General features: G+C 40.6%; 8 protein-coding genes. 5 read left to right on the top strand and 3 right to left on the bottom strand.

Annotated features, from left to right (window positions below):
• The first annotated feature begins 243 nt into the window (after window positions 1–243).
• Together nudC and LPH68_RS23345 are read left to right on the top strand one after the other, a co-directional pair.
• Entirely contained in the window at window positions 244–1,038 is a 795-nt protein-coding gene (nudC, locus tag LPH68_RS23350) for an NAD(+) diphosphatase (protein WP_255353100.1), read from the top strand.
• 106 nt (window positions 1,039–1,144) lie between these two features.
• On the top strand, window positions 1,145–2,320 hold the full coding sequence (locus LPH68_RS23345; protein WP_230297167.1) for a DUF418 domain-containing protein: 1,176 nt from the start codon (window positions 1,145–1,147) through the stop codon (window positions 2,318–2,320).
• Between the two features lie 388 nt (window positions 2,321–2,708).
• Here LPH68_RS23345 and LPH68_RS23340 read toward each other — a convergent pair whose 3' ends face one another.
• The 3 genes from LPH68_RS23340 to LPH68_RS23330 form a co-directional block, all read right to left on the bottom strand.
• Window positions 2,709–4,454, bottom strand: coding sequence for a phospho-sugar mutase (locus tag LPH68_RS23340; protein WP_004300737.1), 1,746 nt, complete (start codon window positions 4,452–4,454; stop codon window positions 2,709–2,711).
• Window positions 4,455–4,632: 178 nt separating this feature from the next.
• Window positions 4,633–6,270: a C69 family dipeptidase gene (locus tag LPH68_RS23335; RefSeq protein ID WP_053095326.1), complete on the bottom strand. Its 1,638-nt coding sequence runs from the start codon at window positions 6,268–6,270 to the stop codon at window positions 4,633–4,635.
• Window positions 6,271–6,298: 28 nt separating this feature from the next.
• Window positions 6,299–7,951, bottom strand: coding sequence for a M23 family metallopeptidase (locus LPH68_RS23330; protein ID WP_128859760.1), 1,653 nt, complete (start codon window positions 7,949–7,951; stop codon window positions 6,299–6,301).
• A gap of 198 nt (window positions 7,952–8,149) precedes the next feature.
• Between LPH68_RS23330 and LPH68_RS23325 the strand changes: the two genes are divergently transcribed.
• The 3 genes from LPH68_RS23325 to LPH68_RS23315 are packed head-to-tail and all read left to right on the top strand — an operon-like array spanning window position 8,150 to window position 15,509.
• Complete coding sequence (locus LPH68_RS23325) at window positions 8,150–10,783, top strand: zinc-dependent metalloprotease (protein ID WP_049702427.1); 2,634 nt, start codon at window positions 8,150–8,152, stop codon at window positions 10,781–10,783.
• Between the two features lie 30 nt (window positions 10,784–10,813).
• Window positions 10,814–14,161 carry a SusC/RagA family TonB-linked outer membrane protein gene (locus LPH68_RS23320; protein WP_217728646.1) on the top strand — a complete coding sequence of 1,116 codons (3,348 nt, stop codon included), beginning with the start codon at window positions 10,814–10,816 and terminating at the stop codon, window positions 14,159–14,161.
• A 10-nt stretch (window positions 14,162–14,171) separates the two neighbouring features.
• The gene (locus LPH68_RS23315) at window positions 14,172–15,509 is read left to right on the top strand and encodes a RagB/SusD family nutrient uptake outer membrane protein (protein WP_087319045.1); all 1,338 of its coding nucleotides are present in this window, start codon (window positions 14,172–14,174) and stop codon (window positions 15,507–15,509) included.
• The last annotated feature ends 516 nt before the right edge of the window (window positions 15,510–16,025 follow it).

Raw genomic sequence — 16,025 nt, 5'->3', positions numbered from 1 at the left:
AGGGCGGAACTGTATACAATTATGCCCTTTCAGGGCGCAAATTCAGATTGTCGTTTTTACGTAGGGCGTTGCCCTACGCTATATAATTAAGCCCTTTCAGGGCACTCCGCAAAATTATCATTTAGCTGATTTCTGCACGGTTATGAATCAAATTTTGGTGCAGTTGCCCTGTATTTTATCTGATAAGTCTAAATATCAATCTAGTTTTTTTATAACTTCGCAGCGCGAAGATCAAGAATTAGAATTAAAATGAATCAGACAGCACAATCATGGTGGTTTATCTTTTACAAAGACCAACTGCTTCTTGAGAAAAAAGAGGATGGCATATATGCCATCCCGTGTGGAGAAAGCTCTCCTATTGTTATTAAAGAAAAAACAACCGTACACAATATCACTACACTGGAAGGGAGAAACTGCAAGGCTTTCTCCCTCTCCTCTCCCATTGAAGAATCGGAGCAATGGATCATGATAGGGCTTCGTGCCTCCTATGAATATCTTCCTTTGTCTCATTATCAGACAGCAGGAAAAGCATATGAGATTCTGCATTGGGATAGAAACAGCCGCTTTTGTTCCGCCTGCGGCACGCCTATGGAACAGAAAGAATCTATCATGAAGCGTTGTCCGAAATGTGACCGGGAGGTATATCCTTCCATTTCCACAGCGATTCTTGTATTAGTGAGAAAAAAAGATTCACTACTCTTAGTGCACGCCCGCAATTTTAAAGGAACATTCAACAGTCTCGTTGCCGGATTTCTGGAAACCGGAGAAACGCTAGAAGAATGTGTAGCACGTGAAGTGAAAGAAGAAACCGGACTGGATGTAAAGAATATCACTTATTTCGGTAATCAGCCCTGGCCTTATCCCAGCGGACTAATGGTCGGCTTTATTGCTGATTATGCCGGAGGGGAAATCAACCTCCAAGATGAAGAATTGAGTTCGGGAGACTTTTATACAAGAGACAATTTACCCGAACTTCCCAGAAAACTTAGTCTTGCCCGAAAGATGATTGATTGGTGGATAGAGCATCCAAATGAATAAATCAAACATGGAAAATATCATCAAAGGAATCCGTCAGTATGTTCCCGAAGCCTGCTTAGAGATGGGTAAAATGAACATTTACTAAAAACAATCATAAATTAGCCCCATGGAATTATCAACAAAAACACCCCGAATTGAAGTAGTAGATGCTCTTAGAGGATTTGCTGTAATGGCCATCCTTCTGGTGCATAACTTGGAACATTTCATTTTCCCCGTATATCCGGAAAATTCTCCTGAATGGCTCACCATTTTGGATGCCGGAGTATTTAATGCGACATTTTCACTGCTTGCCGGAAAGTCTTATGCAATATTCGCTCTGCTTTTCGGATTCACTTTCTATATCCAGTCGCACAACCAGCAGTTGAAAGGAAAAGATTTTGGTTACCGCTTTTTATGGAGAATGATATTGCTGGCAGGATTCGCCACTTTGAATGCTGCTTTCTTCCCGGCAGGAGATGTCCTGCTTCTGTTTGTTGTAGTCAGTCTTGTACTATTTATCGTACGTAAATGGAGTGACAAAGCGATTCTAATCACCGCCATCTTGTTTTCACTGCAACCGATTGAATGGTTTCATTATATAATGAGCCTTTTCAATCCTGCCTATACCCTATCCGATTTGAATGTCGGAGCCATGTATGCTGAAGTAGCAGAATACACCAAAGCCGGAAACTTTTGGGATTTTCTGATAGGCAATGTTACTTTAGGACAGAAAGCAAGCTTGTTTTGGGCTATCGGTGCCGGACGTTTCTTGCAGACTGCCGGACTTTTCCTGTTTGGCTTATATATCGGACGCAAAGAATTGTTCGTAACTACCGAATCTCATTTGAAGTTCTGGATGAAAGCACTTATTATTGCAGCTATCAGTTTCGCACCACTGTATTCTCTGAAAGAACAGATCATGCAAAGTGACAGCAGTTTAATTCAGCAAACGGTAGGTACTGCCTTTGATATGTGGCAGAAATTTGCATTTACGATTGTACTTGTTGCTTCTTTCGTGTTGCTTTATCAGAAGGATCAGTTCAAGAAAACTGTATCTAATCTACGATTCTACGGAAAAATGAGCTTGACCAATTATATTTCTCAATCTATTTTGGGAGCCATTATCTATTTCCCATTCGGATTCTATCTTGCTCCTTACTGTGGATATACTCTTAGCCTGATTATCGGTATTATTCTTTTCCTGGCGCAGGTTCGGTTCTGCAAATGGTGGCTGTCTAAACATAAACAAGGACCATTGGAAACAATATGGCATAAATGGACTTGGATAGGCACGAAGAAATAACAGAAAAAAAGAAATAGCACTGACTGAAAAATAGACTAAGAAAGCAGGCCACGAAATACACATAACTACAAACGAACAACTTACGAATATGAAACTGAACGTATCACTCTAAAGCATCAACAAAACATGTGTATCCGCAGCCTGCGGGTTGAAATTGAGATGATGTCAATACAACAAGATTCGGGCAAGAAGGATTAGCAAGTGGACTTAAAGAATGCAAAGGAAATGAAAGAACTGTGCCAAGTTGGGGAAAAAGCCCGAAAATAGGCAGAATCAGGGCTATGTATAGAGAAAAAGAAGCGCCTCCATAATCTTCGAAAAGACCATGGAGGCGCTATTTATTATTTATCTTTCGTTATCTATATCTGAAATTTCAGAAGAAACAAAATCAGATACCCAATGATTTCTTCACTGCTTCAATCTTTTCCATTGCGGCAGATTCGGCAGAAGCATAACAGTTGCGGCAACCCATTTCACCCTGAACTTCCATATAGAACTTAATCTTAGGTTCTGTTCCTGACGGACGAACGGAAACTTTGCTACCGTCTTCAGTGAAATATTGAAGTACGTTAGATGGTTCCGGCATATCAATTGCAGTTACGTTACCTTTATCATCTGTCTGTTTCAGTGTCTTATAATCTTTGCTCAAGATCACTTTAGAGCCACCCAATTCTTTCGGAGGATTGGCACGGAAGTTCTCCATCATCGCTTTGATTTCTTCTGCACCGCTCTTACCCGGTTTCACTACGTTTACAGTAAACTCTTTAGAGAATCCGTATTCTACGTAGATATCCAGCAACAACTGATACAAGGATTTACCATTATCTTTTGCCCATGCGGCAACTTCAGCAATCAAACAGCAAGCTGATACGGCATCTTTATCGCGAACGAAATCTTCGGCAAGGAATCCGTAGCTTTCTTCACCGCCACCGATATATTTCTGTTTGCCTTCACGCAGACGGATTTCACGGGCAATCCATTTAAATCCGGTGTAGCAGTCAAGCATTTCGATATTGTTCTTATCTGCGATTTTCTTGATTAGTTCAGTTGTTACGATTGTCTTCACGCAGAACTCGCCACCTTTAATCTTACCCAGTTGTTTGTACTGTGTCAGAATATAATAAAGGTACATCATACAAGTCTGATTACCGTTAATCAGTACCCATTCGCCTTTATCATCTTTGCAAGCAATACCCACACGGTCAGCATCCGGGTCGGAAGCCATTACGAGGTCAGCATCAATTTCTTTGGCAAGGTTTACAGCCATAGAAAGAGCTTCCGCATTTTCCGGATTCGGAGATACGACAGTCGGGAAGTTACCGTCCTTAATCATCTGTTCGGGCACAGTAAATACGTTTTCGAATCCCCACATTTTCAATGCACGAGGAATCAACATCATACCTGTACCATGAATCGGAGTATAGACAATCTTCATATCTTTGTGACGGGCGATAGCTGCCGGATCAATAGAAACAGTTTTCACCATATCCAGATAAATCTTATCGATGTCTTCACCGATAATCTGAATCAAATCCGGATTTCCCTGGAATTTGATATCGGCAGCAGAAGCAATTGCATTCACTTCGTCGATGATACCCTTATCGTGTGGAGCCAATACCTGCGCACCATCGTCCCAATATGCCTTGTAACCGTTGTATTCCTTCGGATTGTGAGAAGCAGTCAGAATGATACCGCTCTGGCAACCGAGGTGACGGATGGCGAAAGACATTTCCGGTGTCGGACGCATGTCGTCAAACAGATATACTTTGATACCATTGGCAGAGAAAATATTAGCAGAAGTTTCCGCAAACAAACGGCTGTTGTTGCGGCAATCGTGACCTACTACTACAGAAATCTGCGGCAGGTCTTTGAAGTTCTTTTTCAGATAGTTGGAAAGTCCTTGAGTGGCAGCACCTACCGTATAGATATTCATACGATTGCTACCTACACCCATAATACCACGCAGACCACCAGTACCAAATTCAAGATCTTTGTAGAAAGCTTCAATTAGTTCGGTTTTATCATCGTTTTCCAACATACGTTTCACTTCAGCCTGGGTTTCAGCATCATAAGCCGGGGTTAGCCATTTTTCGGCTTTTTCAGTGACCTGTTTAATAAGTTCCTGATTTTCCATTTCGATTGTTATTTATTGGTTAATGAATTATTTATTATCAATTTCTTGAGCACACAAATGTAAAATAATAAGTTTATAATTCCTAGTTATTTAATGAAGAATTAAGAATGAAAAATGAAGAATCGCATTATAAGACATATTTGCAAAGCATAATTCTTCATTTTTCATTCTTAATTCTTCATTTTACCAAATATCTGTCACCAGTCTGCTTGACATATTCCTGCAAGAATTCTTTCGGATATCCGGGACGCATCACTCCGGCAGGTTGTCCGATAGAATTACGCTCAAACTTACCGTCTTTAACACGTTTCACCACTCCATCATTGTACTTCACAATCAAGAATGTACCCAATTGTTTCCAAGTATCGAAAGTGCTCTGTGCGGTCATATTTGTATAGTTTGTCAGAAAGTCAACTGCTGCGTTCTTATCTTTTGCCAGCAGTTTGGCAGCCATTTCTTCAATGCCTTCCTGTGCATTGTTGAAAGTAGTTTCCATTTCTTTCTGCGCTTCCCGTACATCACCGATCATCAAATCATAACGCGGATAGACCATATTAGATACCCAGTTGAAAATCCAGAAAGCAGAATTCCAGGAGAAAGTAATATAATCGGCCCCATCTACACGGGTATAACATACCGGCACTTTAGTAGCACAACAATAAACCGGGGTAAATACAGCCATGTTCGCATCATCCACGCCAAACCAAAGTACACCGCCTATCGGGTCCGGCTTATGAGCCCGCATTTGTGCAACAAATACAAACCCGCTTTGTTGAGTGGAAATCGGACGTTCGTTGAAATATTCCTGGCCGTCTACTTTGAAGTTCAGAGGAGAAAGACGATAAGGTGTCTTATAAGGTCCGGCTCCGAAATCATTGGAGATGTCAAGAGGCGTTCCTTCATAATGGTCGCGCATCATATCTTTCACATCTTGCACGGATAACTTATGTTTTGGTTTCACAAAAAGAGGCATCGGCGTATTGGTCTTTCCCTCAATGTAAGGAAGATAATCTTTTCCGTTATCTGTGAACTTATTAAAATAGCTCCACACGCGAGCCTCACAAAAACGGCGGGCACCGAAATCAAGAGGCGCATAAGCTAATGAAAAGCTAAAGTCTTTGTTTACTCCATTAAAATATCCCTTCTCACGGGCAAAAGAAACGACATCCGGAGAGTACATGCAGTTTTCCTTGTCGTTCATATCAAACTGGTGGATACGTGACTGGTTGGCATGGGCCGAAATACAATCATCGGGCACACGTACAGCTACCCAAACTGCTCCACGGATGCCGGGACCTTTACCAATCATTTCCATAATCCATATTTCGTTCGGATCGGCAATAGTAAAGGATTCTCCTTCGCTATAATAGCCGTATTGCTGCACTAAGTCGGTCATGATCTTAATTGCTTCACGGGCAGTGCGCGAACGTTGCAAACCGATATAAATCAGACTTCCGTAATCGATAATCCCTGTAGAATCGGCCAATTCCGGACGTCCGCCGAAAGTTGTCTCACCAATGGTAACCTGATATTCATTCATATTACCGACTACATTGTAAGTCTGGCGTGCCTGCTCTATTTCTCCCAGATACTTGCCGGTATCCCATTCATAAACTTTCAGCATCGTACCTTTTGGATAGGTAGCAGCCGGATAATGATAAAGTTCTCCGAATAAGCCATACGAGTCGGCAGAATAGGAAACAATCGTCGAGCCATCGGCAGACGCATTCTTTCCGACAATCAGGTTGGTGCAGGCGAAGGTGTTCGCCACAGCCGCCATCAATACGGCGGCACAAAGAATAATTCTTCTCTTCATAATAAATATATGATTCACTTTTAATAATTTACCAAACAAAGCTTTCACGGGCCACTGTTTCATTCCCACAATAGTCGGTCACTGTAAATTCAACAGTATGCTTGCCTCCTTTCTTTACGCGTTTGGGGTCCAACGTACATTCCCAGTATGATTTCACAATATTGGGACGTCCGAAAAGCGCATACTTTCCGTCAATCGTTCCACGATAGGAAGCAATTCCCGCGCCCTGATCTTTCAAACGATAGACAATCTTTCCGTTTCTTCCCCACTGATTCTTGTTGACAGGGATAATCTCCGGCGGGATGGTATCGATGGCAACAGTGTAAGTTCCCAACTCCCGGATAGATGCTTTCATGTATCCGTCTTCATACTTTCCGCCTACGCTGTACTTTCCTCCTTTGGGAGTTATGCGGGCCACATAATATTTCGTCGTATCGGCAATTGGTTTTCTACGCAACCCGATACACAGTTCACAAGCTGCATGCAGCGGAACCGCCTTATCATTCAGCTGATAAGTAAAAGCAACGGCACCACTATCCGCCTTCACCTGATAATTGAGGGGAACATCATCATACAACATTCCTTTCGGAACAACCAGGTTCAATCCCGGTTCTTGCAGATAATTAGTCTTATTCCAGGTAAAATAATATTTCTCCCGATGATTCAACGGTTCAATCGGCTGTTTCCGACCCCGTACGGTGAAAGTATATTTGGAAGTGTTTCCGAAAGCATCTTTTAATGTATATAAGAACTGATAGTCCCGTTCCTCATCAATCGTCACCAAGCCACGGTTATCATTCGATGCTTTTAGTAGACGCAAAGTGTTGCCCGGATCAATGAAAGATTTCATATATTGCCCGTAAGTCCAGGAATTAATCATCCGGTTCTCTTCCTGCGAGAAGCGATCTACGGTGCTGCGAAATATTTCATTTCCATCTACCGTAAGCACAACCGAATAAACTCCATAATGGTTATTCACTCCATCCATGTAATCGTATGCTTTGATCCCCACGCCTATCACTCCCCATGCTTCCACCAGACGCTCACTATTGGGAAGGATGGTTTTATTCTCTTGCTTTCCATCCACTACTCCTTTACCCAGTTGTGGAAAAAATAGGATACCATCCGCTTTCGGAGCACGCGTATCTTTTATTTTCGATTGAAAGAAAGGCATAGGGTCAATATAATCTCCCGATTCCGTTTCAAATACATCCAGGTGAAGATGCGGACCGAACGAATATCCGGTATTTCCGCTCCATGCGATCTGCTGGCCTCCTTTCACCGGATATTTTCCCGGTTCGGGAACAATCTCTACTTCCCAGCTTTCTTCTTCATATTGAAGTTTCTCCACCCTTTCGGCAATGGGAGAAACAAAACCACTCAAATGGCGGTTGATCGTTGAATAGCCATTGTGATAACAGACATCAAGTACATATCCCGAACCATTCGTGACGCGAATACGCGAAATATAGCCATCAGCGAGAGCACGAACGGGTTTACCGATAACTCCGCCTGTCTTAAAATCCAGTCCGCCGTGGAAGTGATTGGAGCGGATTTCTCCAAAGTTCCCACTCAATGTAAGAGGAAAGTCAAAAGGAGGTACAAAGGTTACTTGCTTCTTCTCTTGTCCATACCCTCCGATGCAGCAAGCCAACATCAAAGCAGTGATATATCGTCTCATCATTCCGTTCACTTTTTTACTCCCGCAAATGTACACTATTCCCACTAAACTATGAAATATCCGAGGAGAATGATGACCGTAGATACTAGTTAATATTTCTTTTTAATGTTATATTCATTGCAAATTAGTAGTCATTATGTTATTTATATTAGTACTTTTGTAGCCGTTTTTTAATTATAATTAAAAGTTAGAAACTCAATGAGAATGTATGTAAAAGTAATGGCAGCGGTCATTGCATGTATATTGCTGAGTGGAGAAGCGCTCTCGGCATTTGCAACTACCCCCGCTACAGAAAATCTGAGTTGGTTTAAAAAGAAAAAGAAAAAACCAGAAGAGAAAGAAGAGAAGAGTAAAAGCGACTACGAGAAATTAGTGGAAGACAGTAAAACGACCAAAGGGATGTTTGCTGTACATCAAAAGAAGAATGATTATTATTTTGAAATTCCCACCTCACTTTTGGGACGTGACTTATTAGTTGTCAATAAGCTGCAACGAGTTCCTGCCGAACTTAATGATGCGGGCGTAAACCGCGGAGTAAACTATGAAAACCAGATGGTTTGCATGGAATGGGACAAAGCGACGGGCAAACTAATGTTACGCCAACAACGTCCATTACCTCTGGCCCCCCAAACGGACGCTATCTTCCGTTCGGTAAAGGATAATTTTATCTCTCCGCTGATTGCCGCATTCAAGATCGAAGCAGTCAATGCAGATTCTACGGCATTAGTAATCAAGGTGAATGATATTTATGATGGTACGGAAACCAGTATCAATAACGTATTTACCAATATTAATCTGGGTACTTCGGCTATCAAGAATTTATCACGTATTCTATCCATCAAATCCTTTTCAAACAATGTCGTGGCAACTTCCGAGTTGACTACCCGGGTAACGGAAGGTACTACTACTGTTTATGTAACGGTGGAAGTTAGTTCTTCTATTCTCTTATTGCCCGAGAAGCCGATGATGGGACGATTCGACAATCAGAAGGTCGGTTATTTCACGAATCCGTTATTAAGTTTCAGTGATGCGCAGCAGCGTACGGATAAGACACAGTATATCACCCGCTGGCGTATGGAACCCAAACCGGAAGATCGGGAGGCTTATCTGAAAGGTCAGATGGTGGAACCTGCCAAACCGATTGTCTTCTACATTGATAATTCAACTCCTTACCAATGGCGTTCGTACATTAAGAAAGGTATCGAGGACTGGCAGATTGCCTTTGAAAAGGCTGGTTTCAAGAATGCGATTATCGCCAAAGAAATCACGGACAGTATGCATGTAGACATGGATGATGTCAACTACTCCGTACTGACTTATGCTGCTTCGGAAAAGAAAAATGCAATGGGACCTTCTCTGTTAGATCCCCGTTCCGGAGAAATCCTGGAAGCTGATATTATGTGGTGGCACAATGTGCTTTCTATGGTACGTGAATGGATTACTGTCCAGACCGGAACAGTGTGTCCGGAAGCACGTAATGTACAATTGCCTGATGCTTTGATGGGAGATGCCATTCGATTCGTCGCCTGTCATGAGGTAGGCCACTCTTTAGGACTCCGCCACAATATGATGGGTTCATGGGCTTTCCCGACAGATTCATTACGTTCCGAAGCATTCACTTCCAGAATGAACTCAACCGCTTCATCCATCATGGATTATGCACGATTCAATTATATCGCACAGCCTGGAGATGGCGTGAAAGTTCTTTCTCCGCATATCGGTCCATACGATATGTTTGCTATCGAATATGGATATCGTTGGTACGGAAAGAGTACTCCGGAAGAAGAAAAGGATATTTTATTCGATTTCTTGAGCAAACATACTGATCGGCTTTATAAATATAGTGAAGCACAGGATGTCCGCGATGCGGTAGATCCACGTGCACAGAACGAAGATTTAGGTGATGATCCGGTTCGCTCTTCTTTACTTGGCATTGAGAATCTGAAACGTATCGTTCCACAAATTCTTCAATGGACTACTACCGGTGAGAAGGGACAAACTTATGAAGAAGCATCTCGCCTCTACTACGCTGTAATCAACCAATGGAACAACTATTTATATCATGTCCTTGCCAATATTGGTGGCATCTACATTGAAAATACAATTGTAGGAGACGGCGTTAAAACTTATACATTTGTAGAGAAAGAGAAACAACAAGCTTCACTGAAATTTCTGATGGATGAAGTTTTGACATACCCTAAATGGCTGTTTGACACGGAAGTGGGGCAATATACTTATCTACTTCGCAATACTCCCATCGGAAAACAGGAAAATGCTCCTACACAAATCTTAAAGAACGCCCAAGCCTATATCCTTTGGGATTTACTTGGCAATACTCGTTTGATGCGTATGATAGAGAATGAATCTGTCAACGGAAAGAAAGCCTTTACAGTAGTGGAGCTTATGGACGGACTTCATAAGAACATTTTCGGTGTTACCGAACGCGGTGGTATCCCTAACGTTATGGAACGTTCTTTGCAGAAAAACTTCCTCGATGCATTACTTACAGCCGCTGCAGAACCGGAAGCTGTTAAAATCAACAAGAAGATCGCCAACGAACATTTCTTGCTTGACCACGCTACTCCTTTCTGTAGCTGTTACGCTGCCGAACAGCGTGCACTTCGTCAGGAAGACCGAATGGGTGCTCCACGTGTGCTCAATTTCTATGGCAGCCAGCTCAACCGTATTTCAGATGCTATTTCTGTGAAACGCGGTGAATTACTACGTATCAAGAAGTTGTTGCAGAACCGTCTCGGAACCTCCGATACTGCTGCACGCTATCATTATGAGGACATGATTCTGCGTATTAATACTGCTTTAGGAATCAAATAAAACCACTTATTACTTTAACTATCTACATTAATGAGAAAAAAATACTTGTGCATTCTTATATGCCTCTTTGCAAATGCGCTGGCCTTTGCCAGCGCTGCTAATCGTACAATCACCGGAGTCGTTATATCCGGTGAAGATAATGAACCTCTGATCGGCGCTTCCGTATATGTTAACGCAGATGACTTAAAAAAGGCCGGAGCATCACAGACTTCTCTAGGTACTATCACTGATATGGATGGTAAATTCTCCATTTCTATTCCGGAAAAGGTGACCAGACTACATTGTAGTTATATAGGTTTTGAAGAACAAAACATCGTTTTGCAAGCAGGAAAAGATACTTATCGTATTGTACTTCAAGCTTCTGCACACACATTGGGAGACGTCGTAGTAACCGGTTATCAAGAACTGGAACGTCGTAAACTGACTGCTGCCATTGCCAAAGTAGATGTTACAGATGGAATGGTAGGTGCTGCAAAAAGTATCGACCAGGCATTAGCGGGACAAATCGCCGGTGTGGCTGTAACGACAACTTCCGGTGCACCGGGAGCTCCAGCACGTATTCGTATTCGTGGTACGGCTTCACTGAATGGAACACAAGACCCGTTGTGGGTATTGGATGGAATACCTTTAGAGGGGACAGATATTCCAGAAATCAACAAAGACAACGATAATGACATCGTAAATATGTCACAATCTTCTATCGCAGGTTTAAGTCCAAACGACATTGAAAGCATTACGATATTAAAAGATGCAGCTGCTACTGCTATCTATGGTGCACGTGCTGCAAATGGCGTAATTGTGGTAACAACCAAAAGAGGAAAAACCGGAAAACCTGTTATTAACTTCAATACTAAATTGACTTATACTCCAAATCTCAATACTTCACGACTCAACTTACTAAACTCGGAAGAGAAAGTCGATTTGGAACTTCAATTGTTAAAAGAAGCACGGTTTGACATATTATGGGGATTAACAGATCCGATACCGGTATTTCCTGAAAAAGGAAAAGTTGCTGCTATCATGAAACAATATAACTTAATAGACATCTATAAAGAACAGGGGTGGAACGGACTGACACCTGAAGCCCAAAATGCTATAAACAAACTGAAAACAATCAATACAGACTGGAATGACATATTATTCAGAGATGCTTTTACGCAAGAATATAACTTTAGCATTTCTGGTGGTAGCGAAAAGGTTACTTATTACAACTCACTTGGTTATGTCAAAGAAAACGGAAATGTACCAGGTGTAAGCATGAGTCGTTTTAATCTGACCAGTAAAACGTCTTACCAAATCAACAAAATATTAAAAATTGGAATGTCTATTTTTGCCAACAGACGCAAGAATAACACATTTATGACTGATACTTACGGACTTATTAACCCTATATATTATTCACGTATCGCCAACCCTTACTTTGCTCCGTTTGACGAACAAGGAAACTACCTTTACGATTACGACGTAGTCAGAAGTAATGAAACAGATGAAAAGCAAGGCTTCAATATATTCGAAGAACGAGCAAATACCAATAAAGAGTCTGTCACCACAGCCATCAATTCTATCTTTGATGTTCAGCTACGTTTTAACGATCAGTGGAAAGTTTATTCACAGATTGGTGTGCAATGGGATCAATTGTCCCAAGAAGAGTATGCCGGGATAAATTCATATAATATTAGGAATATACGTGAAACCAATAAATATTGGAAAGATGGTGTACACACTTATCTCATACCAGAAGGAGGTATGCTTAAAACAACTAATAGTACAACTTCACAACTCACATGGAAAATCCAGGGAGAATACAAAAACACATTTGGGGATATACATGACATACAGATAATGGCTGGTTCGGAAATTCGCAAAAACTGGGTAGACAACCAAGCCTCAACCGGATACGGATATGATCCCAAGAAACTAACATTCCAGAATCTCATATTTAAAGATGAAGCACAAGCCAATGATTGGAATCTAAAAACTAAATCGTACAAGGAAAACGCTTTTGCTTCTTTCTTTGCCAATGGTTCATATACTTTAATGAATCGTTATACATTGGGAGGAAGTGTGCGCATGGATGGTTCTGATTTATTCGGAGTAGATAAGAAATACCGTTTCTTACCAATCTATTCGGTAAGCGGTTTGTGGCGTTTATCTAATGAATCGTTCATTAGACAATACAAATGGATTGATAATTTAGCTCTTCGCCTTTCTTATGGTTTACAAGGAAATATTGATAAGGGAACCTCTCCATTCCTAGTCGGGAAATATGATAATGTGAATATTTTACCTGGTTACAGTGAAGAAAATATTATTATCAATAGTGCTCCCAACAGTAAATTACGCTGGGAAAAAACAGCATCTTACAATTTAGGAATGGATTTTTCCGTACTCAATCAAGCCATCAATCTTAGTGTAGATTACTACTATAGAAAAGGAACAGACTTAATTGGTTCTAAAGCATTAGCTTTGGAAAATGGATTCACTAATATGTCTATAAACTGGGCTAGTATGGAAAATAAAGGTGTAGAAGTAAATCTGCAGACACGTAATATCACCACTAAAAACTTCTCTTGGTACACTACTTTCAACTTCGCATATAATCAAAATAAAGTACTAAAAGTACTTACAGATAAAAGCCAAGTGACTCCTAGTCTGGAAGGATATCCTGTAGGTGCAATCTTTGCGCTAAAAACAAAAGGTATAAATCCTGATACAGGACAAATCTATCTTGAGAATAAAGAGGGCAAAGCTGTCACTGTAGAAGAATTATTTAGAATGACATCGAATGAAGACGGACTTGGCACTTACCAAATAGGACCGAATAGCGAAGAACAAAGAGATTTCTACAGCTATGTCGGAACGTCAGACGCTCCCTATACGGGCGGTTTTCTAAATACGTTCAATTACCGAAATTGGGAACTGAATCTGAATTTTTCATATAATTTTGGAGCACACGTAAAAACAACTCCAAGTTATAATGTGTCTGACTTAGATCCAGGACGCAATATGAATAGAGACATACTGGATAGATGGACACCGGAAAATAAAACAGGAAAATTCCCTGCATTAGCAACGTATAACTACAATCCGGCTGACTACTACTTGTTCAGTACTCGAAATGACATTTACAGATCACTGGACATCTGGGTAAAAAAACTAAGCTTTGTACGCCTACAAAATATTCGTCTTGCTTATCGGGTTCCATCCGAATGGCTGCATAAACTAAGTATAGGTGGAGCCACTGTAGGCTTAGAAGCTCGTAACCTATTTGTTATCAGCTCAAATTACGATAATTATATGGATCCAGAATCAATGGGGAACCTATACTCTACTCCAGTCCCTAAATCCATTACATTCAACCTAAGTCTTAACTTTTAAAAAAGATATTATGACAAAGAAAATATATTATATATTCATATTAATAGGAAGCCTACTATTATCTTCCTGTGATAGTTATTTAGACATACAACCGGTAGGCCAAGTAATTCCCAATACGCTAGCTGAATACAGAGCTTTATTCACAACAGCTTACAATACAGCACTCAATGACAGAGGAATATGCGAAATCAGAACAGATATCGCAACCATATTACAGTCTGATGCCACTTCCAAAAATTCTTTAGGAGATGTTGAAAAATGGAATGATGTTAATCCGAATGCAAGTACGAGACAATTTGGATGGGCGGCCTATTATACCAATATCTATTATGCCAACGCAATCATCGATAAAAAAGATGAAATATCAGAAGGAAGTCAAGAAGATATTAATCAATTAGTTGGAGAAGCTTACCTCATGAGAGCATATATGCACTTTATATTGGTCAATCTTTATGGACAACCTTATACAGCTGCCGGAGCATTAGAAACCAAAGCAGTTCCTCTCAAACTCAATACTGATTTAGAAGAAATACCATCACGAAACACTGTAAAAGAAATATATACCTCCATATTGTCTGATATAGAAACAGCAAGGAAACTGATTTATAAAAAAGAATGGGAAGTTCAATATTCATACCGTTTCTCAACATTGTCAGTAGATGCTATGGAATCACGGGTATATTTATACATGGGTGAATGGGGCAAATCTTATGAATCTTCGGAACGTGTACTAGCCGGAAAATCAACATTAGTGAACCTAAACGATGAAGGAGACAAACTTCCTAATGAATTTACATCTGTAGAAATGATCACTGCCTATGAAATTTTCCCGAATAGCGATTATGCCGGATCACTCTTACTGTACCCTGCATTTTTACAAGAATATGAGGAAGGAAAAGATCTACGCCCAAACAAGTACTATCAAGCAAATAAAAATGGAGATTATACTTCTATCAAAAGTGGTGAATCTAGATTCAAATGTACTTTCCGCACTGGAGAGTTTTATTTAAATTCAGCAGAAGCTGCTGCACATTTAAACAAATTGCCTGAAGCACGTTCACGACTTCTAAAGTTAGTAGAGAATCGTTATACACCAGAAGGTTATGAACAAAAGAAGAATGAAATAAATGCGATGAGCCAAGAAAAGCTAATCACAGAAATTCTGAAAGAACGCGCTCGTGAGCTTGCTTTTGAAGGACATCGCTGGTTTGATTTACGCCGAACTACCCGACCAGAAATCAAAAAAGAAATAGAAGATGTGACCTACACACTTGTACAAGATGACTCCCGCTATACATTGCGTATTCCACAAGATGCAATTGATGCCAATCCTGGATTATTAAACTAATAACATATTACCATCTATATTCTTATAGATATCACTAAATAACAAACTATAAAAAACTCTCTTTACCAAAAGCGTAAGGGGAGTTTTTTTATTCTGTCCACTAACTACTTTATATTTTATCTACACATCTCGTCCATCGCTAAATCTTTATCCTCCAAAAGCATTGCCGATTAACAGAAAATCCGTATCTTTGTCCGCACTTATTACGGAAAATAACGTAGAGGCGTTTAGAATATTATCCCTATTCAGAATCTGGTAAATTCATCAACAGTGGGGTAATGGCAACTAAGCGTTCACGTCTTTGTTATATGCAAGGGCGTGGACTCTGTTGTTCATTCACTGTTGGGCTTACCAGAGCCTTGAATAGAATGAACTAACGACGTCCACGCTTCTCTTGTATATATATGGTATCCGGACGCTTACCACACAAACAATAAAGGGCTCACCCGAAATTTCTTGGGGGTAACTATTTGTAGCTTTCTTTAAAGTGATTACTTTTGTAATATGACAGAAGCA

It is taken from the genome of Bacteroides sp. 1_1_30 (assembly GCF_020982715.1).
Classification (GTDB): Bacteria; Bacteroidota; Bacteroidia; order Bacteroidales; family Bacteroidaceae; genus Bacteroides; species Bacteroides xylanisolvens.
This window is presented reverse-complemented; position numbering and strand designations above follow the sequence as displayed.

What these genes read in the sequence shown, in the direction of transcription:
- LPH68_RS23330 (WP_128859760.1), bottom strand. Translation starts at nt 7,951, where the DNA reads ATGAGACGATATATCACTGCTTTGATGTTGGCTTGCTGCATCGGAGGG.
- LPH68_RS23320 (WP_217728646.1), top strand. Translation starts at nt 10,814, where the DNA reads ATGAGAAAAAAATACTTGTGCATTCTTATATGCCTCTTTGCAAATGCG.
- LPH68_RS23325 (WP_049702427.1), top strand. Translation starts at nt 8,150, where the DNA reads ATGAGAATGTATGTAAAAGTAATGGCAGCGGTCATTGCATGTATATTG.
- LPH68_RS23315 (WP_087319045.1), top strand. Translation starts at nt 14,172, where the DNA reads ATGACAAAGAAAATATATTATATATTCATATTAATAGGAAGCCTACTA.
- LPH68_RS23335 (WP_053095326.1), bottom strand. Translation starts at nt 6,270, where the DNA reads ATGAAGAGAAGAATTATTCTTTGTGCCGCCGTATTGATGGCGGCTGTG.
- LPH68_RS23340 (WP_004300737.1), bottom strand. Translation starts at nt 4,454, where the DNA reads ATGGAAAATCAGGAACTTATTAAACAGGTCACTGAAAAAGCCGAAAAA.
- LPH68_RS23345 (WP_230297167.1), top strand. Translation starts at nt 1,145, where the DNA reads ATGGAATTATCAACAAAAACACCCCGAATTGAAGTAGTAGATGCTCTT.